Genomic DNA, 22,440 nt, shown 5'->3' on the forward strand with positions numbered 1-22,440 from the left:
ATCCGGCCGCCGCCGGGTCAGTCCGGGAAGGTCACCACCCAGCGGGCGCCCTCGCCACGGGCCAGCCGCGAAAGCGCCGCGGGCGCCTCCGACAGCGGCACCGTGCCGCTCACCAGCGGCCCGAGGTCCAGGTCACCGGCGGCGAGCGCGGCGGCCAGCTCCGGCACCTCCCGGTCCGGGTCGGTCGAGCCGTACACCGAGGAGCGCAACGTGCGGGCGGAGTGGAAGATGTCCAGCGCGGAGAGGCTGAGCATGTCGTCGCGGGCGCCCATGCCGACCACCGTGACCGCTCCCCCGCGCCGCGTCGCTCGCCAGGCGGCGCGAATGGTGACGGACCGGCCGACGCACTCGAACGCGTGGTCCACGCCGCGCCCGCCGGTGCGCGCCCGGATCTCCTTGCCGAGCGTGTCGTCGGAACGCAGGAAGTCGGTGGCGCCGGCCGCGAGCGCCAGGTCCCGCTTGGCCTCCAAGACGTCGACGGCGAGGATCGGCGCCGCGCCCGCCCGCCGCGCGGCGGTCAGCACGGCCAGCCCGACCCCGCCGAGCCCGATGACCGCGACCGACTCGCCGGGCGCGACCTTCGCGGTGTTGCGGACCGCGCCGACGCCGGTGAGCACCGCGCAGCCCAGCACCGCGGCCTGCTCCGGCGGCAGTCCGGCCGGCACCGGTACGGCGGCGCGCTGCGGCACCACCACCTCCTCGGCGAGCGCGCCGAGCCCGAGCGTGACCTCAAGCGGCTCACCGGCGGCCGTCTCGCCCCGGGGCGTGGACGGGTTGGGATTGGCCGCGCAGAGCCACGGCTCGCCGTGCCGGCAGTGCCAGCAGTCCCGGCAGGCCGGCGCCCAGTTCAGCACCACTGGAGTGCCGACCGCGATCGTCGTGCCCGGCCCGGCCTCGGCCACCACGCCGGTCGCCTCGTGGCCCAGCACCAGCGGGTACGCGGGCGCCAGCGTGCCGTCCACCATGGCCAGGTCGGAGTGGCAGATGCCGGCGGCGCGGATGCGTACCCGCAGCTCGCCCGGGCCGGGCGCGGGCAGGCGTACCTCCTCGACCGCCGGGGTGGCGCCCCGGCCGCGTACCACGAGCGCCTTCACCGCTGGATCGCCTTCAGCTCGGTGAACTCCTCCACGCCGTACGCGCCCAGCTCCCGGCCGAGGCCGGACTGCTTGTAGCCGCCGAACGGGGCGAGCGGGTTGAACGCGCCGCCGTTGACGTCCACCTGGCCGGTACGCATCCGCCGCGCCACTGCCAGCGCCGCGTCCTCGTCGGCGGACCAGACCGCGCCGGCGAGGCCGTAGCGGGAGTTGTTCGCGATGGCGACCGCCTCGTCGGTGTCGGCGAACGGAATCACCGCGAGCACCGGCCCGAACACCTCCTCCTGGGCCAGCGCGCTGTCCGGGTGCACGTCGGCGAAGACGGTGGGCGCCACGAAGTGGCCCTGCGGCGGCAGCGGCGCGTCCGGGCCGCCGGCGACGAGCCGGGCGTCGTCGGCGAGCGCCCGGTCGACGTGGTCGCGTACCCGCTGGGCCTGCGCGGCGGAGGCGAGCGGGCCGAGCCGGGTGGCCGGGTCGAAGGGGTCGCCGAGCCGGTAGCCGGCCACCGCCGCCGCGACCAGGTCCAGCGCCTCGGCGTAGCGGTCGCGGTGCACGAGCATCCGGGTCCAGGCGGTGCAGGTCTGCCCGGAGTTGAGCAGCGCGTTGCCGACGCCGACCTTGACCGCGGTGGGCAGGTCGGCGTCGGCCAGGAGGACGTTCGCGGACTTGCCGCCGAGTTCCAGCGACACCCGGGCGATCCGCTCGGCGGCCAGGTGGGCGATGCGCCGGCCGGTGGCGGTGGAGCCGGTGAACGAGACCAGGTCGACGTCGGGGTGCGCGGCGAGCGCCTCGCCGACCACCGGGCCGGTGCCGGGCACCAGGTTGACCACGCCGGGTGGCAGTCCGGCGTCGGTGATCGCGTCGAAGAGCAGGTACGCGGTCAGCGGCGTCAGCTCGCTGGGCTTGAGCACCACAGTGCATCCGGCGGCGAGCGCGGGCGCGACCTTGGCGACCACCTGGTGCAGCGGGTAGTTCCACGGGGTGATCGCGCCGACCACGCCGACCGGCTCCCGGACGACGAGCGAGTTGCCGACCGTCTGCTCGGCGGCCGGGCGGGCGGCCAGCTCGACCATGCTGCGCAGCACTGTCAGCGGCAGGCCGACCTGGACGCGGGTGGCGAGCTTGAGCGGGGTGCCCAGCTCGGTGACCACGGTGCGGGCGATCTCGGAGGCGCGGGCGGCGAGCGCGGTGTGCAGCCGGTCCAGGTGCGCGGCCCGCTGCTCGGGCGCGGTGGCGGCCCAGCCGGGGAACGCGGCGCGAGCGGCGGCGACCGCGCGGTCCACGTCGGCGGGCGTGCCGGCGGGCACCTCGCCGACGATGCTCGCGGTGGCCGGGTTCTCCACCGGGATGGTGTCGTCCGACGACGGGTCGACCCAGTCACCGGCGACGTGCAGGTGGCGGCGCGTCAGCAGGGCGGGCGGGGCGGCGGCGAGATCCATGGCGTCCTTCGGGGGGCGACGGAAACTAGCGGTGGGAGTTTGGACGCTACTCCGGACCGCCGACCCGTTCCAGCGGGGCGACGGTGGCCGCGTACTCGGCGGCGAGCCCGTGCAGCAGCGCGTCCAGGCCGAGCGCGAACGCGCCCTCGTCCACGCTGCGCTGGTGGCCGGCGAGCCGGTGCGCCTGGTTGAGGTGCGGAAGCGCGGCGTAGAGCGAGGGATCCTCGACGAATCCGCGGGCGAACGAGCCGAGCGCGGACCCGGCCACGAAGTAGCGCATCGCGGCGCCGATGTGGGTGGCCCGCGCGGGCGGCCAGCCGGCCCGGACCAGCGCGCCGTAGACCGCGTCGGCCATGGCGAGCGCGGCCGGCCGGCGGCCCGGCCCCTGCGCCAGGTACGGCACGATGTTCGGGTGGGCGGCCAGCGCGGCCCGGTACGAGCGCGCCCAGCGGCCGAGCGCGTCCAGCCACTCGTACTCGTCGAAGACGCCGATGTCGACTGTTGCCGCGACACCGTCGGCCACCGCGTCGAGGATCTCCTCCTTCGTGGCGAAGTGGTTGTAGAGCGAGGGGCCGCGTACGCCGAGCGCGGCGGCGAGCCGCCGGGTGGAGAGCGCGTCCAGCCCGTCGGCGTCGATCAGCGCCAGCGCGGTCTCGACGATCCGGTCGCGGGTGAGCAGGGCTTGTCGGGGTCGGGGCACCTGGTCATCATCCTCCCTTCGACATCGGGTCTGGACGCGGCAAAACTTCCAGCGCTAGTTTATAGCCAGTCGACCTGAGGGGGCACCGTGGACTTCGCACTGTCCGACGAGGAACGCGCGATCCGGGACACCGTTCGCACGTTCGTCACCCGCGAGGTGATGCCGCTGGAGGCGGAGGTACTGCGCCGCGAACGCGCCCACCAGCCCGGCCTCGACCGCTCCGAGCTGCGCGAGCTCCAGCTCAAGGCGAAGAAGTTCGGCTTCTGGGGGCTGGCCACCCCGGAGGAGTACGGCGGCATGGCCCTGCCGGCGGTCATGCAGTCGCTGATCTGGACCGAGCTGGGCCGCAGCTTCGTGCCGTTCCGCTTCGGCGGAGAGGCGGACAACATCCTGTTCCACGCCACCGAGGAGCAGAAGCGCGAGTTCCTCATCCCCACCATCGAGGGGGAACGGATCTCCTGCTTCGCCATCACCGAGCCGGGCGCCGGCTCCGACGCGGCCAACATCAGGCTGCGGGCCCGCCGCGACGGCGACGACTGGGTCCTCGACGGCGAGAAGACGTTCATCACCAACGGCAACGACGCCGACTTCGCCATCGTGGTCGCGGTGACCGACCCGGAGAAGGGCGCCCGCCGCGGCGGCGCCACCGCGTTCCTGGTGGACCGCGCTATGGGCTGGCGGTCGGAGTTCATCCAGACCATGGGCGAGGGCGGTCCCGCCTCGCTGATCTTCGACGGCGTACGCGTGCCGCACCGCAACATCCTCGGCGAAATCGGGCAGGGCTTCACGCTCGGCATGGAGTGGATCGGCAAGGGCCGCTACACCATCCCCTCGCACGCCATCGGCATCGCCGAGCGCGCCCTCCAGATGGCGATCGACTACGCGAACACCCGCGAGACGTTCGGCGCGCCGATCGCCACCAACCAGGCCATCCAGTGGATGATCGCCGACTCGGAGACCGAGCTGGAGGCCGCCCGCTGGCTGATCCTGCGCTCCGCCTGGACCGTCGACCAGGGCCTCGACCCCCGGCACGCCTCCTCGATGGGCAAGCTCTACGGCGCCGGCATGGTCAACCGGGTGGTGGACCGGGTGCTCCAGATCCACGGCGGCATGGGCTACACCCGAGAGCTGCCGATCGAGCGCTGGTACCGGCAGGTCCGGCTGTACCGGATCTTCGAGGGCACCGACGAGATGCAGCGGCTGATCATCTCCCGGGACCTGCTGCGCGGATACACGAAGATCGGCGGTCACCTGGCCTGAGCCGTCAGCCGGTCCCGGTCAGCGCCTCGACCGCCCGGTCCACGTCCTCCTCGGTCGTGTACAGGTGGAACGAGGCGCGGACCCGGCCGGCCCGGACCGCCGCGCGCACCCCGGCGCGGGCCAGCCGCCCGTGCGCGTCCGGCACGTCGACCGAGACGATCGCGCTGTCGCCGGGCGGGCGGCCCAGCCCGGTCAGAAACCGGTTGGCCAGCCCCACGTCGTACGCGCGCACCTCCTCCGGGTCGAGGTCGGCGAGCAGCTCCAGCGCCGGGGCAGCCCCGACGTAGCACAGCCAGGACGGGGAGATGTCGAAGCGCCGGGCGTCGTCGGCCAGGCGCAGCGGCATCCCGTAGTAGGAGGCGTGCGGGTCCTTGCCGGCGTACCACCCGGCCGCGTCCGGGCGGATCCGCTCGCGCAGCTCCGGCGACAGGTAGGCGAAGGCCGCGCCGCGCGGCGCCATCAACCACTTGTACGCCCCCACCACCACCGCGTCGGCCCGGTCCGCGGCGAACGGCAGCCACCCGCACGCCTGCGTGGCGTCGACCACCACGAACGCGCCGTGCGCGCGGGCCGCCGCGACGATCTCGTCGTACGGCGCGACAGTGCCGTCGGCGGACTGCACCACGCTGAACGCCACCAGGTCGGTGCCGGCGTCGATCGCGTCGACCAGGCCGGCCAGCGGCACGGTGCGTACCCGCACGCCGCGCTCCTGCTGCACCAGCCACGGGAACAGGTTCGAGGTGAACTCGACCTCGGGCACCACCACAGTGGCCCCCGCCGGCAGGCTCGCCGCGATCGGCGCGACCATCTGCGACACGGCGGAGCCGATGCTCACGTCCGCGACGTCCACACCGGCCAGCCGGGCGAACGCGGCCCGGGACCGCCCGACCGACTCGTCCCACACCTCGAACGACACCCGCCCGCCCCGCCAGTCGGCCAGCACCCGCTGCACGGCGTCCCACACCGGCTCGGGCGGCAGCCCGTAGGTGGCGGTGTTCAACCAGCCCGGTTCCGGCTGCCATAACTTCCGCGCCTGCTCCAGCTCCATGCCCCCGACGCTAACCACCCCCACCCCACCCCCGACACCACCAATCCCACCCCCGTGGCCCCCGCCCCCACCCCCACCCCGGCCCCGGCCCCGGCCCCGGCCCCGGCCCCGGCCCCGGCGATCTTGCACTTTCGGCCCCGGCAAAGTGGGACAAACCCGCGATCCGCCGGGCCCAAACTGCAAGATCGCGCGGCGGAGGCAGGGGCGCAGGGCGGAACGTGCAAGATCGCGGGCGAAGCGGCGGGCTGGGGCGGAGCCCGCCGCACCGGCTCGCCCGCCCGGTCGATCATGAAGTTGGCGGTGCCGGCGGTCCGATTTGTCACCGCCAACTTCATGATCGACGCGGTGTGAGCGCTCGCGGGTCAGGGTGGTGGGGGGAGGTCGGTCAGCGCTGCGGCCATCTCCGCCCGGACCCGGGGCAGGGGCCAGGTGGCCAGGTCGCGCAGGGAGTGGTGGCGGCGCAGGTGCCGTACGGCGGTCAGGCCGACCAGGTAGCCGCAACGCTTCGGCAGGTCGCCGGCCAGCGGCGAGTCGCGCATCAGGAAGTACGGGGCGTGGTGCTCGACGTCGGTGGCGTCGAGGTCGGCGCGGACCCGGCGCAGGATCTCCGGCCACCGGCGGCGGCACTCGTCGAGCCACTGCCGGTGGCCGGGGCGGCCGAACCAGAGGTACGCCTCGTCCGGCCGGCCGGGGTCCAGCTCCGCCGTGACCTGGGTGGCAAGCCCTTCGGTGAACAGCGCGTTCGCCACCCCGTGCTCGGGCCAGCCGCGGATCGCGGCGCCGCGGTCGTGCACCACGTGCGCGGCCTCGTGCCGCACCAGCAGATCCAGGTCCTCCGGCGGGCCGAGCTGTTCCACCGCGAGGAAGAGCGCGTACCTGCCGTTCAGCTCGCCGGCCCAGCCGTTCGCCTGGTTCAGCCCGACCAGCACGACGCACTCGACCGGCCCGCCGTCGCCGGACCAGCCCAGCGCGCCGGCCACCGCCGCGACGCCGCCGGGCAGCAACGCGCGTACCGTCTCGGCGGTTGCCGCGAGGTCGGCGGCGCGGTCGCGGAGTCCGTCCAGGGCGGCGGCCACGGCGGCGGCGTCGGACCAGTCACCGTCGCGGCGCAGCGCCCGGGCCACGTCCGGATGCCCGGCCAGGTACCGGGAGGTCCGCAGCGGGCTGGACCGCTCGGCGCAGGCCAGGAAGTCGGGCACCAGGTCACGGACACGCAGCAGGTCGGTGGGCGGCATCCGCACGATGCTGCCCGGCCGTGGCGCGCCGGGCAACACCGCGACGGTACGGGGGTCAGCTCCCGGCTGCCGGACGCAGCACTGAAGGAAGTCTTCATCAAGAAGGCTCACGATGCAAGGTATCGACATCGATGAACATCACGCTATAAGGTGCGGCGAACCGGCGACGGGAGCAGTCGCCCCATGTAGTCGACGAGGAGTGACGTGACAATTCGGAGACCCTCGCGTCGGGTGAGCACCCTGCTCGGCGGCGCCATGATCCTCACGATCGGCCTGACCGGCCAGCCGGCCCAGGCCGCGCCTCGGCACGGCGCGCAGCCGCTCGCTGCCGCCTTCGAGGCGGCTGCCACCACCTCCGACGTGCCGCGCGACCTGCTCGCCGCGCTCGGGTACGCCGAGACCCGCCTGGACGGTCACGGCGGCGCGCCCAGCGCGTCCGGCGGATACGGCGTGATGCACCTGACCAGCAACCCGAAGGTGCGGACCCTCGACGAGGCCGCGCGCCGGACCCGGCTGGACCGCGCCGAGCTGCGTACCCGGGACGCGGCGAACGTGGCCGGCGCGGCGGCGGTGCTGCGCTCCTACGCCGACGAGGCCGGGCTCACCGCGGCGCAGCGCGACGACGTCAACCAGTGGTACGGCCCGATCGCCCGCTACGGCGGCGCGACGGACGCGGCCACCGCCCGGCTGTACGCCGACTCCGTGTACGACCTGCTCAGCCGGGGTTTCATCGCGACCACGGCCGCCGGTGACGTCAGCGTGGACGGCCGTCCGGTCGCCCCGCAGCGGGGCCGGTACGCCGACGTGGCGCCGCTGGGCACCGGTGACTTCGGCACCCTGAGCACCGACTACGGCCCGGCGGCCTGGGTGCCGGCCAACTCGTCCAACTACACGGTCTCCAGCCGCGAGTCGGCGTACCCGATCAACTACATCGTCATCCACACCATGCAGGGCAGCTACGCCGGCTCGATCAGCTGGTTCCAGAACGCCGCCGCCGGCGCCAGCGCGCACTATCTGCTCCGCTCGTCCGACGGCGCGGTGACCCAGATGGTGCGGGACAAGGACATCGCCTGGCACGCCGGCAACTGGACCTACAACACCCAGTCGATCGGCATCGAGCACGAGGGGTACGTCGACAACGCCTCCTGGTACACCGACGCGATGTACCGGTCGTCGGCGGCGCTGACCCGGTTCCTGTGCGACAAGTACGGCATCCCGAAGACCCGCACCAACATCATCGGGCACAACCAGGTGCCGGGCGCCACGCACACCGACCCGGGTCCGAACTGGAACTGGACCTACTACATGCAGCTCGTCACCGGCGGCACCACGCCTCCGCCGACGGCGTGGTCCACGGTCGTGGACAACACCACCGCGGGCCGGTTCACCGCGAGCGCCAACTGGGGCACCTCGACGTACTCGGCGCAGCGCTACGGCGCCGACTACCGGTACGCCAACCCCGTCGCGGCCAGCGACACCGCCTGGTACAAGGTGAACATCCCGGCGACAGCCACCTACCGGGTGGAGGTCTGGTATCCGGCCGTCTCGGGCTACAACACCTCCACGCCGTACATCGTCGCGACCACCAGCGGCAATCAGACGGTCACGGTGAACCAGACGACCAACGGCGGCGCGTGGCGCTCGCTGGGCACGTTCACCCTGGCCGCCGGGGACGCCAACAAGGTCGGTGTCAGCCGGTGGACCGGCAGCACCGGGTACGTGATCGCCGACGCCATCCGCGTCACCCGCGTCTAGCCCGGTACGTCCCGCAGGCGCTCGGCCCGGTCAGCTCACGTTGGCCGGGCCGAGCACGCTTTTCAGGTCACCCATCAGCGCGGTGGTCGGCGCGACCCGGAACGGGCCGAGGCGCAGCGTGGTGACCTTGCCGCCGTTGAGCAGCTTGACGTGCACCTCGGTGTCGCCGGGGTGCAGCACCAGCGTCTCCTTGAGCCGTTCCACAAGCGGCGGCGTGCAGCGGTGCACCGGGATGGTGAGCGTGATCGGCTTGCTCCCCGGGGTGCTGCTGACGTCCGGCATGGACATGTCCATCGCCATGATGCGCGGGGTGTCGTCGCGCCGGTCCACCCGGCCCTTGACCACCACGATGGCGTCCTCGGCGATGTACTGGCCGATCACCTCGTACGTGTTCGGGAAGAACAGCGTCTCCACGCCGCCGGCCAGGTCTTCGAGCGTGGCCGACGCCCAGGCCCGGCCCTGCTTGGTCACCCGGCGCTGCACGCCGGAGAGGATGCCGGCGAGCGTGACCACCGCGCCGTCGGGCACTGTGCCCTCCTCCGACAGCGCGGCGATGGTGGTGTCCGCGGCGGCGCCGAGCACGTGTTCCAGACCGAAGAGCGGGTGGTCGGAGACGTACAGGCCGAGCATCTCGCGCTCGAACGCGAGCTTGTCGCGCTTGTCCCACTCCCCCTCGCCGATGACCGGCATGACGGTGGTGCTGCCACCGGTGTCCGCCTCGCCGAAGCCGGCGCCGAACAGGTCGTACTGGCCGACCGCCTCCTTGCGCTTGACGTCGGCGTACGCGTCGATCGCGTCGGCGTGCACGGCGAGCAGGCCCTTGCGGGGGTGCTTGAGCGAGTCGAACGCCCCGGCCTTGATCAGCGATTCGATGGTCTTCTTGTTGCAGACCACGGCGTCGACCTTGGACAGGAAGTCGTAGAAGTCGGTGTACTCGCCCTTCTCCTCGCGGCACCGCATGATCGAGGCGACCACGTTCGCGCCGACGTTGCGCACCGCGCCGAGACCGAAGCGGATCTCCTTGCCGACCGGGGTGAACGGGCCGGCGGAGGTGTTCACGTCCGGCGGGAGCACCTGGATGCGCATCCGGCGGCACTCGGACAGGTACAGGGCCATCTTGTCCTTGTCGTCACCGACGGAGGTGAGCAAGGCGGCCATGTACTCGGCCGGGTAGTGCGCCTTGAGGTATGCGGTCCAGTAGGAGACCAGGCCGTACGCGGCCGAGTGGGCCTTGTTGAACGCGTAGCCGGCGAACGGCACCAGCACGTCCCACACGGCCTGGATGGCCTGGTCGGAGTAGCCGCGCTCGCGGCAGCCGTCCCGGAACGGGATGAACTCCTTGTCGAGGATCTCCTTCTTCTTCTTGCCCATCGCCCGGCGCAGCAGGTCGGCCTGGCCGAGCGTGTAGCCGGCGAGGATCTGCGCGGCGCGCTGCACCTGCTCCTGGTAGACGATCAGGCCGTACGTGGGCGCGAGGATCTCGCGCAGCGGCTCCTCCAGCTCCGGGTGGATCGGGGTGATCTCCTGGAGGCCGTTCTTGCGCAGCGCGTAGTTGGTGTGCGAGTCCACGCCCATCGGGCCGGGCCGGTAGAGCGCCAGGACGGCGGAGATGTCCTCGAAGTTGTCCGGCTTCATCAGCCGCAGCAGCGAGCGCATCGGCCCGCCGTCGAGCTGGAACACGCCGAGCGTGTCGCCGCGGGCCAGCAGCTCGTACGCCTGCTTGTCGTCGAGCGGCAGGCCGAGCAGGTCCAGCTCCCGGCCGTGGTTGAGCTGGATGTTCTTCACCGCGTCGTCGATGATCGTCAGGTTGCGCAGGCCGAGGAAGTCCATCTTCAGCAGCCCGAGCGACTCGCAGGTCGGGTAGTCGAACTGCGTGATGATGACGCCGTCGGAGTCGCGCCGCATGAGCGGGATGTGCTCGATGATCGGCTCGGCGGACATGATGACGCCGGCGGCGTGCACGCCGGTCTGCCGGATCAGGCCCTCGATGCCCTTGGCGGTCTCGATGACCTTCTTGACGTCCGGGTCGGACTCGTAGAGGCCGCGGATCTCGCCGGCCTCGGCGTAGCGCGGGTGCTTCGGGTCGAAGATGCCGGACAGCGGGATGTCCTTGCCCATCACCGCCGGGGGCATGGCCTTGGTGATCCGGTCGCCGACCGCGTACGGGAAGCCGAGCACCCGGGCCGAGTCCTTGATCGCGGCCTTCGCCTTGATCGTGCCGAACGTGGCGATCTGCGCGACCTTGTCCTCGCCCCACTTGTCGGTCACGTACTTGATGACCTCACCGCGCCGGCGCTCGTCGAAGTCGATGTCGACATCCGGCATGGAGACGCGCTCGGGGTTCAGGAACCGCTCGAAGATCAGGCCGTGCGGGATCGGGTCGAGGTCGGTGATGCCCAGCGCGTACGCCACGAGCGACCCGGCCGCCGAGCCACGCCCGGGGCCGACCGCGATGCCCTGGCTCTTGGCCCACTGGATGAAGTCGGCGACGACGAGGAAGTACGACGGGAAGCCCATCTGGATGATGACGCCCAGCTCGTACTCGGCCTGGACGACGTGGCCCTCGGGGATGCCGTTGGGGAAGCGGCGCGCCAGGCCGGCGAACGTCTCCTTGCGGAACCAGGACTCCTCGGTCTCGCCCTCGGGGATCGGGAACCGCGGCATCAGGTTGTGGAACGTGAACATGCCGGCCGGGTCGACCTTCTCGGCCACCAGCAGCGTGTTGCGGCAGCCCTGCTGCCACAGCTCGGAGGAGTCGACGGCGCGCATCTGGTCGGCGGACTTGACGAAGTAGCCGCCGCCCTCGAAGCGGAACCGGTTGGGGTCGGCCACGTTGCTGCCGGTCTGTACGCAGAGCAGCACGTCGTGCGCCTCGGCCTGCGCCTCGTGGGTGTAGTGCGAGTCGTTCGTGACCACCGGCGGGATGTCGAGCTTGCGGGCGATCTCGGTGAGACCGTCGCGGACCCGGCGCTCGATGTCGAGGCCGTGGTCCATGATCTCCAGGAAGTAGTTGTCCTTGCCGAAGATGTCCTGGTACGCGGCGGCGACCTTGAGCGCCTCGTCGAACTGGCCCAGCCGCAGCCGGGTCTGCACCGCGCCGGACGGGCAGCCGGTGGTGGCCATGATGCCCTGGGCGTGCTCGGCGATCAGCTCCATGTCCATCCGGGGCCACTTCACGTAGTGGCCCTCCATGGAGGCGCGGGAGTTGAGCTTGAACAGGTTGTGCAGGCCGTCGCGGTTGGCCGCCCACATGGTCATGTGGGTGATCGCGCCGTTACCGGAGACGTCGTCGCTCTTCTGCTCGGGGCGCCCCCACTTGACCCGGGCCTTGTGGAAGCGCGACTCCGGCGCGACGTACGCCTCGACGCCGAGGATGGGCTTGACCCCGGCGTCCATGGCCTGCTTGTAGAAGTCGTTCGCGCCGTGCATGTTGCCGTGGTCGGTGATCGCCACCGCCGGCATGCCGAGCCGCGCCGCCTCGGCGAAGAGGTCCTTGAGCCGGGCCGCCCCGTCGAGCATCGAGTACTCGGTGTGTACGTGCAGATGCGCGAACGAATCGCCCATGCGTGGCGCCCCCCCGGGTTGTGGATCAAGCTGCGTCGGAGTCGACCGACCCACCCTACCGAGGTGATCGTGCGGGCTCCACCGTCCGCGCCGAGGGTGGCCCGGGTCTCTCCGGACAGTCGACGTGCGCCACGCGATGTTATTCGCTGTTGCAATGGTGTGTGGCACACAGTATCGTGTTGCACATGGTCAGCGAAGAGGTCCTCCGGACCCACCTCCAGGAGCTACGGCGCGGCACGGTCGTGGTGGCCAGCCTGGTCGCCCTGCGCCGCCCCGACTACGGCTACGCCCTGCTGCAACGGCTGGCCACCCACGGCTTCGCAGTCGACGCGAACACGCTCTACCCGCTGCTGCGCCGGCTGGAGGACCAGGGCCTGCTGACCAGCGAGTGGAACACCGAGGAGAGCCGGCCGCGCAAGTTCTACCGGACCAGCGACGACGGCGAAGCCGTGCTGAACCGGCTGCTCGACGACATGACCGCGGTGCGGACGTCCGTCACCGAACTGATCGAAGGAGCGGGACGATGAGTTCCCTGACCGACCGTTACGTCGCCGCCACCATGCGGGCCGTGCCCGCGCAACGCCGCCTGGAGATCGCCGAGGAGCTGCGCGGCTCCATCGCCGACATGATCGAGGACCGGACCTCCGGCGGGCAGGACCACGCCTCCGCCGAGCGCGAGGTGCTCACCGAACTGGGCCACCCCGAGAAGCTCGCGGCCGGCTACAGCGACCGCACCCTGCAACTCATCGGCCCGCGCTACTACCTGACCTGGTGGCGGCTGCTGCGGCTGCTGCTCACGTACATCCCGGCGATCGTCGGCGTGCTCAGCGGCCTCGCCAAGGCGCTGCTCGACGGCGAGCCCGGCGCGGCGATCGGCGCGGCGATCGTGGCCGCGATGCAGACCGCGGTGCAGATCGCGTTCTGGGTGACGCTGGTGTTCGCCGTGCTGGAACGCACCCGCACGCCGCTCGGCCTGCCCGAGTGGACCGTCGACCAGCTCCCCGAGGAGAGCCGGGAGCGGCAGATCAGCCACTCCGACAGCATCGCCTCGGTGGTGTTCCTGCTCGCCACCATCGGTGGTCTGATCGGTCAGCACTTCCAGCGCTGGACCACCGACGACGGCTCCCGCATGGCGGTGCTCGACCCGGCGCTCTGGAGCTTCTGGCTGCCCGCCCTGATCGTGGTGCTGCTGGCCACCGTCGGCCTGGAGATCGCCAAGTACCGGTCCGGCCGGTGGACCTGGTCGCTGGTGGCGGTCAACGCGGTGCTCAACGTGGCCTTCGCCGCCCCGGTGCTCTGGCTGCTCGCCACCGACCGGCTGCTCAACCCGGAACTGGTCGAGCGGTTCGCCTGGCTGCGCGACGGCGGCACCGTCGAGTTCGCCCGGGTGGCGGGCGCGGTGGTCGTGCTGGTCGCGATCTGGGACGTGATCGACAGCGCGATCAAGGCCGGCCGCGCCACCCGCTGAAGCCGCCGGCCCAGCGACCCCCCGTCCCGCCCCGGCGCCCACGGCGCCGGGGCGGGACGCCGTCAGCTGCCCGACTCAGGGGCGGCGGCGCGGCCACCCCGGGCATAGCCTGGTCTCCCGCACCACCGGCGAGCACTGGACACCCCTGATGCCCCTCCCCGACGGCACGGACGAGCTGGCCCGCTCGGCCGCGCGCGGCGACCGGCAGGCACTCGACGCCCTGCTGGCCGCCGTACGGCCGGACGTGCTGCGCCAGTGCGCCCGCCTGCTGCCCCACCGGCAGGACGCCGAGGAGGCCTGCCAGGACACGCTGCTCGCGCTCACCCACGGCATCGCCGGTTTCGAGGGTCGCTCGTCGTTCGACACCTGGCTGTACCGGATCACCGCCAACCGGGCCCGGTCCACCTACCGCGCGCTGCGGCGGCGGTGGCAGCGGGAGGCCGGCGGCGTCCCGCTGCCGGACCCGCCCGACCCCCGCCGGACCAGCGTGGTGGCCGGCACCCGGCTCGACCTGCTCGACGCGCTCGACGCGGTCGCGCCGGACCTCGCCGAGGCGGTCACGCTGCGCGACGTGCTCGGGATGAGCTACCGGGAGATCTCCGGCCTGCTCGACGTGCCCGAGGGCACCGTGAAGTCCCGCATCCACGAGGCCCGCCGGCAGCTGCGGCGGCGGATGTCCGATGCGTGAGCCACCTCGCCGCGTCACGGTGGTCGCCGCGCTCGCCGTCCTCGCCGGAACGCCCGCCTGCGCCGACCGCCCGGTCTCGCCGCTGCCGGTCCGCCCGCCGGTCGCCAGCGTCGCGCCGTCCGCCGCGCCGACCCCGCCCGGGCCCACTCCGACGCCCGGGATCAGCGAGGTCTCGGCGCCGTCGCGCGCCACGCCGCCGGACCCGCCGGTCCGGTCCCGGCCACCGGCCGCGCCCCGGACCACGAAGCCCACCCCGGCGGTACGCACCACGCGCCCGGCCGCCTGTCTCGGGCCGGTCCGGTACGACCTGGTCCTCGCCGAGACCGAACTGGCGCTGCTGAAGTCCCTCTGCTTCGCCGCCGGAGGGGTGTTGCGCATCCAGGGGATCGGGCCGGGCGAGGTCACAGTGGACCGGGAGGACCTGGTCTCGCGCAACTACGAGGCCGGTGTGGTGGACATCCGGTTCGTCCGCGCCGGGACCGTGGTCGTCACCATTCCGCAGGACGGCCAGGCGTACCCGATCACGGTCGTGGTGGTCTGACCGCGCCGGCTATCCGGCGCGCACCCCGGCGAGCACGCCGTCGACGAAGTCCGCGCCCGCGCCCGCCGGCGGGACGAGCTGGACGTAGAGCAGACCGGCGCGGCCGGGGGCCAGCCCGGCGGCCTCGACGATCACCGGGCGGCCGGTGGGGCAGGTGAACGTGACGACCGTCCACTCGACGCCGCCCTGGCGACTGTGCCGCTGCGGCGCCCCGGCGCAGTCCGCGTGCGGCCGTTCGGCGAGGAAACCCGCCGGGCCGGTACGACGCGCCGTGCCGGCGGAGAGGCCGACGAAGGCCCCGGGCAGGGCCGGATCGACCGCCCAGCTCCCCGGGTCCGGGGAGATCACCAGCGCCGGTTCGAGGTCACCGTCGTCGCCGTACTGGCCCGCCCAGCCGGTGCCCTCGGCCCGCCAGCCGGCCGGCAGGACCACAGTCAGCGGGCCGCTGCGCCCCACCTCTCCGGCCGCGGCGGGACGGGCCGTGTCGCCCGCGCCCGTACCGGCGACGGCGAGCGCCACCGCGACCCCGGCGAGCAGCCGGCCCGGGCGCGGCGCCCGCCGCGTCCGCACGAGCGCGGGCCCACCGTCCACCGCGCGTCGCAGCGCCTGCCGGAACGCGTCCGCGTCCGGGTAGCGGTCGGCCGGGCGTACGGCGGTGGCCCGCCGCAGCACCGAGTCCACACCGGCGGGCACGCCGGCACGCAGCCGCGAGGCGGCCGGTTCCGCGTCGGCCGGGCCGCCCCGGCCGAGCAGCCGCAGGCCCAGGCGGCCCAGCCCGTACACGTCGGCCCGGGTGTCGACCACCGCCAGCGGCTCGTTCTGCTCCGGCGCCATGTAGCCGGGCGTCCCGGCCCGGGCGGTGAGCCCGGAGGCGGAGGCGAGCGCCTTGGCCAGCCCCAGGTCGGCGATGAGCACCCGCTCACCGTCCGGGCCGGAGTGGAACAGGACGTTGCTCGGCGTCAGGTCACGGTGCACCACCCGGTGCCGGTGCAGCACCGCCACGCCCGCCGCGATCTCGTCGAGCACCGCCAGGGCCCGGCCCACCGGCAGCGGGCCGCGCGCCAGCCGGTCCCGGAGGCTGCCGCCGTCCGCCCAGGCCAGCACCGCGTACGGGCGCCCGTCCGGCAGTTCCCCGACGCCATGCACCCGGACCAGGCGGTCGTCGTCCAGCCGCCGCAGCAGCCGGGCCTCGTCGAGGAACCGTTCCCGCACCCGCAGGTCGTGGCTCCAGTTCTCGGCCAGCACCTTGACCGCGACCCGGTCGGCGAGGTCCGGGTCGTAGGCCAGCCAGACCGTGGCGAAGGACCCCGCCCCGAGCAGGCGCTCCACCCGGAACGCCCCGATCCGCGTCGGCGTGGTCATCGGCATCACCTCCACCGACGCCGCCACGATCACCGTCACGTCGACGGTAGACGATCCCGAACCGAACCGGGCCGGCCGGAGACCAACAGGACAGGAGAGCCCGATCGAAGGAGAACCGCCATGAACCGAATCCCGTCCACAGTCCTCGCCGGCCTGCTGGCACTGGCCGCCGTCGTGCCGGTCACCGCCGGAGCGCCGGCCGCCGCCGCGCCGGCGCTCGCCGCCGCCGACGTCGCGCCCGTCCGGCCGGCTGTCGCGGAGAACGAGGTGCTCAGCATCCGCGGCGCCGGCCCGTTCCGGATCGGGGCCCGGCTGGACCGGCTCACCGCGGCCGGGCTGATCGACTGGACCGCGCCCGGATGCCCCGGAATCGTGCACGCCGGCGTCACCGGCTCCTGGGCCGGGGCGATCATGCTGACCTTCCGGGACGGCCGGCTCGTGTCGGTGGGCACGGCCACCGCCCCGCCGCGCTCCCCGGCCGGCGGGTCGGTCGGGATGTCCTTCGCCGAGCTGGAGCGCATCTACGGACCGCGCGGCCACATGATCCGCAACGACGCGGGCGACGCCGACGCCTACCTGGTCCGGTTCGGGTCGCGGGTCGAGCTGTTCAGCGACCACCCGATCCGGCCCGGGGTCGGCTTCTACTCCGCCGGTCTGGCGTCGTACGTCGAGCGGTCGTTCCGGCGGGGCTGCTGCTGCTGAGTCACCGGGAACCCGCCGGACGCGGTCCCGGCCGTTGCGCCGGGCCCGCGCTCAGGCAGCCGCCCGCCACTCCCGGGCCAGCAGCGCGTAGACCACCTCGTCGGTCCACTCCCCCTTGACGAACTCGTTCTCCCGCAGGTGCGCCTCCCGGCGCATGCCGAGCCGCTCCAGCACCCGGGCCGAGGCGGTGTTGCGGGCGTCCAGCCGGCCGACGACACGGTGCAGGCCCAGCCCGTCGAAGCCGATCCGCAGCATCTCCCGGGCCGCCTCGGTGACGTACCCCCGGCCGGTGTGCGCCGGGTGCGCCACGTACCCGATCTCGCCCTGCCGGTGCTCACCGCTGGTCCAGCTCAGCAGCACGTCACCGACGAACTCGCCGGTGTCCGGCAGCGTCACCGCCAGGTTGAGCACATCGCCGGGGCCGCGCAGCGCGGTCCGCCGGACCATCCGCTCGATCGCGTCCCGGGCGGCGGCGTCGTCGTACGGCTCGTGGTAGAGGTAGCGGGTGACCTCCGGGCGGCCCCGGTAGTCCCGGAGCACGGCCAGGTCGCCGGCGGTGAAGGCGCGCAGCAGCAGGCGCTCGGTGCGCAACGGCAGATCGGGCACGAACACCCCGGCAGGCTACGTCGGCACTGTCGTCCGGCCCACCCGATTACGCCCCGGCCACCACGGCGGCCAGGTCGGTGGCATGGTCGTACGGTGAGCACCGCACCCACCACCGCCTGGCGCCGGCCGGCTCCCACGGCCGCGCAGTACCGCGCCGACCTCTGGGTCGGGCTCGCGGTCACCGTGCTGGCCCTGTTCGAGCTGACCCTGGCGTACAGCACCGGGGCCTTCCTGCTCGGGCCGCCGCCGAGCGTCGCCGAGCAGGTGTGGTGGACCGTCGCGGTGACCGCCCCGCTGGCCGTACGGCGGCGCTGGCCCGCCACCGTCGCGGTGATCGTCGCCGTCGCCTTCGTCGCCGGGCAGGCCCGGGCGGTCCCGCTGGCGCAGCTCCCGTCGGGCGCGCTGTTCGCCGCCCTGTTCACGCTCGGCGCGTGGGGCACCGACCGGCGGCTGGCCGGGCGGCTGCGGGCCGGCATCATCGTCGCGATGTTCGCCTGGCTCTGGCTGTCCCTCGCGCTGCGCGCCGACCAGATCTCCGCTGCCTCCTTCGCCGACGCCGCCGGCCCGGTGCCGCCGGTGCTCGCCGCCGTGGTCAACGGCGTGCTCTACAACGTGCTGTTCTTCGGGTTCGCCTACTACTCCGGGCAGACCGCCTGGGTGGCCGCGCGTCGCCGGTACGAGCTGCGTGAGCAGGCCGAGCAACTGCGCCGGTCCCAGGCGGAGGCGCGCGAGCGCGCGGTGATGGGCGAGCGGGTCCGCATCGCCCGCGAGCTGCACGACGTGGTCGCCCACCACGTGTCGGTGATGGGCGTGCAGGCCGCCGCGTGCCGGCGCGTGTTCGACCGCGACCGGGACAAGGCGCGTACCGCACTGGCCGCCATCGAGGAGACGGCCCGCACCTCGGTCGACGAGCTGCGCCGGATGCTCGGCGTGCTGCGCGACCCGGACGCCGCGGCCGGCGCGGTCACCGCGCCGGAGGACACCGCCGGCATCGACCAGGTCCGGGCGCTCGTCGACCGGGCCCGGGAGACCGGGCTGCGGGCCGACCTCGGGGTGTACGGGGAGCCCGTGCCGCTGCCGCGCTCGGTGTCGCAGGCGGCGTACCGGATCGTGCAGGAGGCGGTGACGAACGTGGTCAAGCACGCCCACGCCACCACGCTCGACGTGCGCATCCGCTATCTGGCGAGGGAACTGGAGATCGACGTGAGCGACGACGGACAGGGCGGCGCGCCGGCGGCCGGGACCGGGCTCGGCCTGATCGGCATGCGGGAACGGGTCGCCACCCACGGCGGTGAGGTGGAGGCCGGGCCACGGCCCGGGGGCGGGTTCCGGGTCCGGGCCCGCATGCCGCTGCCGGTCGAGGCCGCCGGGCGGGCGGCGTGAGCGCGCCGGTGCGGGTGCTGCTCGTCGACGACCAGCACCTGGTCCGGACCGGTTTCCGGGTCATCCTCGAAGTCGAGGACGACATCGAGGTGGTTGGCGAGGCCGCCGACGGGCAGCGCGCCGTGTCGATGGCGTCCGCGCTGCGGCCGGACGTGGTGCTGATGGACGTGGAGATGCCCGTCCTCGACGGGCTGGAGGCCACCCGCCGGATCACCGGCGACACGACGCCGGGCGGCCCGGCGGTGCTCATCCTCACCACGTTCGACAGGGACGACTACCTGTTCGCCGCGCTGCGCGCCGGGGCGAGCGGCTTCCTGCTCAAGAACGGCACGCCGGAGGACCTGGTCGAGGCGGTGCGGGTGGTGGCGCGCGGCGAAGGGCTGATCGCGCCGGCGCTCACCCGGCGGGTCATCTCCACGTTCGCCCGGCCCGGCGCGGCGCCGCCGGACCCCCGGCACGACGCGGCGACGGCGGACCTGACCCCGCGCGAGCGGGAGGTGCTGGAGCTGGTCGCGAGCGGTGCGAGCAACGCCGAGATCGCTGACGTCCTGCGCGTCGGCGAGGCGACGGTGAAGACCCACGTCAGCCGGGTGCTGGCCAAGCTCGGGCTGCGCGACCGGGTGCAGGCGGTGGTGTTCGCGTACGAGCACGGGGTGGTGCGACCGGGCGGATGACGCCTGTCCGTCGCACGACGGACAAGACGATCGTCCCGCGGTGGGACGACGGGGGCGGGCGCCGGCCGTAGCGTCGGGATCATGACCAGCGTGCTCCGCCTCGACGGCGTCGACCGCAGCTTCGGCGGCCGTCAAGTGCTCAAAGACGTCTCCTTCGACGTGACCGCCGGGCGCATGACCGGATTCGTCGGCGGCAACGGCGCCGGCAAGACCACCACCATGCGGATCATCCTCGGCGTCCTCGCACCGGACGCCGGGCAGGTCACGTGGCGGGGACACCGGCTCACCCGGGAGGACCGGAGCCGGTTCGGCTACATGCCCGAGGAACGCGGCCTCTACCCGAAGATGACGCCCCGCGAGCAGGTGGTCCACCTCGGCCGCCTGTACGGGCTGGACGCCGCCGGAGCCCGCCGCCGCACCGACGCGCTGCTGGAACGGGTCGGTCTCGGCGAGCGCGCCGACGACCTGCTGGAGACGCTGTCGCTGGGCAACCAGCAGCGCGCGCAGATCGCCGCCGCGCTGGTGCACGACCCGGAGGTGCTGATCCTGGACGAGCCGTTCTCCGGGCTCGACCCGCTCGCCGTCGACATGGTGGTGGCGGTGCTGCGGGAACGCGCCGCCGCCGGAGCGCCGGTGCTGTTCTCCAGCCACCAGCTCGACGTGGTGGAACGGCTCTGCGACGACCTGGTGCTCATCGCCGGCGGGACGATCCGGGCCGCCGGCGCTCGCGAGGAGCTGCGCGCCGCGTACACCCTGCCCCGGTTCTCGCTCGTGGTCGACGGCGACGCCGGTTGGCTGCGGGACCAGCCCGGCGTGCGGCTGGTCGACCTCGACGGCGCCCGCGCCGTGTTCGAGGTGGACCCGCCCGCCGACGACCAGGCGGTGCTGCGCGCGGCGCTGGAGCGCGGCCCGGTGCGCGCGTTCGGCCCGGTCACCCCGTCCCTCGCCGAGATCTTCCGAGAGGTCAACCAGTGAACACGTTCCAGGCCACCCGGCTGATCGCGGCCCGCGAGATCAGGGTCAAGGTCCGCGACAAGACGTTCCTCTACAGCACGCTGATCTTCCTGCTGCTCGCCGTCGTCGCCACAGTGGTGCCGGCGATGCTGAGCAGCGGCCCGTCCACCGTGGCGGTGACCGCGGCCGGCGCCGAGCCGCTGCGCGCGGCCGGGCTGGACGTCCTCGTGGTGGCCGACGACGGCGCCGCCGAGCAGGCGGTACGCGACGGCGACGCGGACGCCGCGGTGGTCACCGGTCCGGTCGTGGTCGCCGACGAGCGGGCCCCGGACGACGTGGTCACCGCGCTCAGCGCGGCGCCGCAGGTGAAGCTGCTGGACCCGGACGCGGTGGACCCGCTGACCGCCTACCTGGTGCCGTTCGCCTTCGCGTTCGTCTTCTTCTTCATGTCCCAGACGTTCGGGTTGCAGATCGCGCAGAGCGTCACCGAGGAGAAGCAGACCCGGATCGTGGAGATCCTGGTGGCCGCCGTGCCGGCCCGGGCGCTGCTGGCCGGCAAGATCCTCGCCGCGGGCGCGCTGGCGCTGGGACAGATCACCCTGATCGCGGCCGCCGCGCTGATCGGGATGCGCGTGACCGACGGCGGTGACCTGCTGAGCCTGATCGCGCCCGCGATCGGCTGGTTCGTGCCGTTCTTCCTGTGCGGCTTCCTGCTGCTGGCGGCCATGTGGGCGGCCGCCGGGGCGCTGGTGAACCGGCAGGAGGACATCGCCGGGGCGTCCACCCCGGTGCAGCTCGCGGTGATGGCGCCGTTCTTCGCGGTGGTGTTCCTCAACGACAACGCCACCGCGATGCGGATCCTGTCGTACCTGCCGATCTCCTCGCCGACCGCGATGCCGGTACGGCTGTTCACCGGCGACGTGGCGGCGTGGGAGCCGTTCGTGTCGCTGGCGCTGCTGCTGCTCGCGGCGGCCGGGTTCCTGCTCGCCGGGGCCCGCATCTACGAGGGCTCGCTGCTGCGCACCAACGGGCGGACCTCGGTGCGGGCCGCGTGGCGCCACCGCGAGCCGATCGGCTGACCGTGCGAAACGCCGAGCGCCGGCCACCCCGCAGCGGGGGGCCGGCGCTCGGCACGTCGGGCCGGGGTCAGCCGACCGCGGCCATCACCTCGTCGGAGACGTCGAAGTTGGCGTAGACGTTCTGCACGTCGTCGCAGTCCTCCAGCACGTCGATCAGCTTGAAGATCTTGCGCGCGCCCTCCTCGTCCAGCGGCACGTTCACGCTGGGGATGAGGGAGGACTCGGCCGACTCGTACTCGATGCCGGCGTCCTGCAGCGCGGTGCGGACCGCGACCAGGTCGCCCGGCTCGGAGACCACCTCGTACGCCTCGTCGAGGTCGTTGACCTCCTCCGCGCCCGCGTCGAGCACGGCCATCATCACGTCGTCCTCGCTGGTGCCGGACTTGGGGACGATCACCACGCCCTTGCGGGAGAACATGTACGACACCGAGCCCGCGTCGGCCAGCGAGCCGCCGTTGCGGGTCAGCGCGGTACGCACCTCGGTGGCGGCACGGTTGCGGTTGTCGGTGAGGCACTCGATCAGCATCGCCACGCCGTTCGGGCCGTAACCCTCGTACATGATCGTCTGCCAGTCGGCGCCGCCGGCCTCCAGGCCGGAGCCGCGCTTGACCGCGCGGTCGATGTTGTCGTTCGGAACCGAGTTCTTCTTCGCCTTCTGGATGGCGTCGTAGAGAGTCGGGTTGCCGGCCGGGTCGCCGCCGCCGGTACGTGCGGCCACCTCGACGTTCTTGATCAGCTTGGCGAACATCTTGCCGCGCTTGGCGTCGATGACCGCCTTCTTGTGCTTGGTCGTCGCCCACTTTGAGTGGCCGGACATCTGTTACCTCCGTTGCTGCCCGCCGTCTGCATCGACCGCACCGCACACGCCCGCTCCCCCGCCGGCGCACG

The 22,440-nt window shown here is 73.3% G+C and carries 20 protein-coding genes; 11 read left to right on the top strand and 9 right to left on the bottom strand.

Translation table 11 applies throughout. The features are described from left to right. Positions 1–17: 17 nt before the first annotated feature. Genes ACSDG8_RS05970 through ACSDG8_RS05980 form a run of 3 tightly spaced genes read right to left on the bottom strand, consistent with a single transcriptional unit; the run spans position 18 to position 3,233 of the window. Complete coding sequence (locus tag ACSDG8_RS05970) at positions 18–1,094, bottom strand: alcohol dehydrogenase catalytic domain-containing protein (protein ID WP_307856267.1); 1,077 nt, start codon at positions 1,092–1,094, stop codon at positions 18–20. Next, the gene (locus ACSDG8_RS05975) at positions 1,091–2,533 is read right to left on the bottom strand and encodes an aldehyde dehydrogenase family protein (protein WP_210897715.1); all 1,443 of its coding nucleotides are present in this window, start codon (positions 2,531–2,533) and stop codon (positions 1,091–1,093) included. Before ACSDG8_RS05975 ends, ACSDG8_RS05970 begins: the two co-directional genes overlap by 4 nt. 46 nt (positions 2,534–2,579) lie before the next feature. After that, complete coding sequence (locus ACSDG8_RS05980; RefSeq protein ID WP_210897717.1) at positions 2,580–3,233, bottom strand: TetR/AcrR family transcriptional regulator; 654 nt, start codon at positions 3,231–3,233, stop codon at positions 2,580–2,582. Positions 3,234–3,320: 87 nt separating this feature from the next. Between ACSDG8_RS05980 and ACSDG8_RS05985 the strand changes: the two genes are divergently transcribed. After that, entirely contained in the window at positions 3,321–4,493 is a 1,173-nt protein-coding gene (locus ACSDG8_RS05985) for an acyl-CoA dehydrogenase family protein (RefSeq protein WP_030502547.1), read from the top strand. 4 nt (positions 4,494–4,497) lie between these two features. Here ACSDG8_RS05985 and ACSDG8_RS05990 read toward each other — a convergent pair whose 3' ends face one another. Together ACSDG8_RS05990 and ACSDG8_RS05995 are read right to left on the bottom strand one after the other, a co-directional pair. Then, entirely contained in the window at positions 4,498–5,541 is a 1,044-nt protein-coding gene (locus ACSDG8_RS05990) for an aminotransferase class V-fold PLP-dependent enzyme (RefSeq protein ID WP_210943135.1), read from the bottom strand. 362 nt (positions 5,542–5,903) lie between these two features. Further along, on the bottom strand, positions 5,904–6,776 hold the full coding sequence (locus tag ACSDG8_RS05995) for a hypothetical protein (RefSeq protein WP_210894829.1): 873 nt from the start codon (positions 6,774–6,776) through the stop codon (positions 5,904–5,906). Between the two features lie 804 nt (positions 6,777–7,580). On the opposite strand from ACSDG8_RS05995, the gene ACSDG8_RS06000 reads away from it, so the two are divergent. Next, positions 7,581–8,531: a golvesin C-terminal-like domain-containing protein gene (locus ACSDG8_RS06000; RefSeq protein ID WP_439428034.1), complete on the top strand. Its 951-nt coding sequence runs from the start codon at positions 7,581–7,583 to the stop codon at positions 8,529–8,531. A gap of 30 nt (positions 8,532–8,561) precedes the next feature. On the opposite strand, the gene dnaE is transcribed toward ACSDG8_RS06000, so the two are convergent. Then, positions 8,562–12,095: a DNA polymerase III subunit alpha gene (gene dnaE / locus ACSDG8_RS06005; protein WP_210894831.1), complete on the bottom strand. Its 3,534-nt coding sequence runs from the start codon at positions 12,093–12,095 to the stop codon at positions 8,562–8,564. Between the two features lie 185 nt (positions 12,096–12,280). On the opposite strand from dnaE, the gene ACSDG8_RS06010 reads away from it, so the two are divergent. The 4 genes from ACSDG8_RS06010 (at position 12,281) to ACSDG8_RS06025 (ending at position 14,792) form a co-directional block, all read left to right on the top strand. Further along, the gene (locus ACSDG8_RS06010) at positions 12,281–12,622 is read left to right on the top strand and encodes a PadR family transcriptional regulator (RefSeq protein WP_210894832.1); all 342 of its coding nucleotides are present in this window, start codon (positions 12,281–12,283) and stop codon (positions 12,620–12,622) included. Continuing rightward, positions 12,619–13,563, top strand: coding sequence for a permease prefix domain 1-containing protein (locus tag ACSDG8_RS06015; protein WP_210894833.1), 945 nt, complete (start codon positions 12,619–12,621; stop codon positions 13,561–13,563). The genes ACSDG8_RS06010 and ACSDG8_RS06015 overlap by 4 nt, the downstream gene beginning before the upstream one ends. A 148-nt stretch (positions 13,564–13,711) precedes the next feature. Further along, on the top strand, positions 13,712–14,251 hold the full coding sequence (locus tag ACSDG8_RS06020; RefSeq protein ID WP_210894834.1) for an RNA polymerase sigma factor: 540 nt from the start codon (positions 13,712–13,714) through the stop codon (positions 14,249–14,251). Then, positions 14,244–14,792, top strand: a complete 549-nt coding sequence (locus ACSDG8_RS06025) for a hypothetical protein (protein WP_210894835.1) — start codon at positions 14,244–14,246, stop codon at positions 14,790–14,792. The genes ACSDG8_RS06020 and ACSDG8_RS06025 overlap by 8 nt, the downstream gene beginning before the upstream one ends. Positions 14,793–14,801: 9 nt before the next feature. On the opposite strand, the gene ACSDG8_RS06030 is transcribed toward ACSDG8_RS06025, so the two are convergent. Continuing rightward, positions 14,802–16,193 (bottom strand): serine/threonine-protein kinase, encoded by a 1,392-nt coding sequence (locus ACSDG8_RS06030; protein WP_307871177.1) that lies wholly within the window; start codon positions 16,191–16,193, stop codon positions 14,802–14,804. An 81-nt stretch (positions 16,194–16,274) separates the two neighbouring features. On the opposite strand from ACSDG8_RS06030, the gene ACSDG8_RS06035 reads away from it, so the two are divergent. Continuing rightward, complete coding sequence (locus ACSDG8_RS06035) at positions 16,275–16,856, top strand: hypothetical protein (RefSeq protein ID WP_210894836.1); 582 nt, start codon at positions 16,275–16,277, stop codon at positions 16,854–16,856. Positions 16,857–16,907: 51 nt separating this feature from the next. Here the strand turns inward: ACSDG8_RS06035 and ACSDG8_RS06040 are convergent, their stop codons facing one another. Continuing rightward, positions 16,908–17,468 (bottom strand): GNAT family N-acetyltransferase, encoded by a 561-nt coding sequence (locus ACSDG8_RS06040; protein ID WP_210894837.1) that lies wholly within the window; start codon positions 17,466–17,468, stop codon positions 16,908–16,910. An 87-nt stretch (positions 17,469–17,555) separates the two neighbouring features. Here ACSDG8_RS06040 and ACSDG8_RS06045 point away from each other — a divergent pair, with 87 nt between their 5' ends. The 4 genes from ACSDG8_RS06045 to ACSDG8_RS06060 all read left to right on the top strand — a co-directional run bounded on the left by ACSDG8_RS06045 (position 17,556) and on the right by ACSDG8_RS06060 (position 21,552). Next, positions 17,556–18,845 (top strand): sensor histidine kinase, encoded by a 1,290-nt coding sequence (locus ACSDG8_RS06045; RefSeq protein WP_210894838.1) that lies wholly within the window; start codon positions 17,556–17,558, stop codon positions 18,843–18,845. Then, the gene (locus tag ACSDG8_RS06050; protein ID WP_073827628.1) at positions 18,842–19,519 is read left to right on the top strand and encodes a response regulator; all 678 of its coding nucleotides are present in this window, start codon (positions 18,842–18,844) and stop codon (positions 19,517–19,519) included. The genes ACSDG8_RS06045 and ACSDG8_RS06050 overlap by 4 nt, the downstream gene beginning before the upstream one ends. A gap of 81 nt (positions 19,520–19,600) precedes the next feature. Then, positions 19,601–20,494: an ABC transporter ATP-binding protein gene (locus tag ACSDG8_RS06055; RefSeq protein WP_174537326.1), complete on the top strand. Its 894-nt coding sequence runs from the start codon at positions 19,601–19,603 to the stop codon at positions 20,492–20,494. Then, positions 20,491–21,552 carry an ABC transporter permease gene (locus ACSDG8_RS06060; protein WP_439427730.1) on the top strand — a complete coding sequence of 354 codons (1,062 nt, stop codon included), beginning with the start codon at positions 20,491–20,493 and terminating at the stop codon, positions 21,550–21,552. The genes ACSDG8_RS06055 and ACSDG8_RS06060 overlap by 4 nt, the downstream gene beginning before the upstream one ends. 67 nt (positions 21,553–21,619) lie before the next feature. Here ACSDG8_RS06060 and ACSDG8_RS06065 read toward each other — a convergent pair whose 3' ends face one another. After that, positions 21,620–22,369: a YebC/PmpR family DNA-binding transcriptional regulator gene (locus tag ACSDG8_RS06065; protein WP_210894841.1), complete on the bottom strand. Its 750-nt coding sequence runs from the start codon at positions 22,367–22,369 to the stop codon at positions 21,620–21,622. Between the last annotated feature and the right edge of the window lie 71 nt (positions 22,370–22,440).

The organism is Micromonospora sp. LA-10 (assembly GCF_051853095.1).
GTDB lineage: Bacteria > Actinomycetota > Actinomycetes > Mycobacteriales > Micromonosporaceae > Micromonospora > Micromonospora echinospora_A.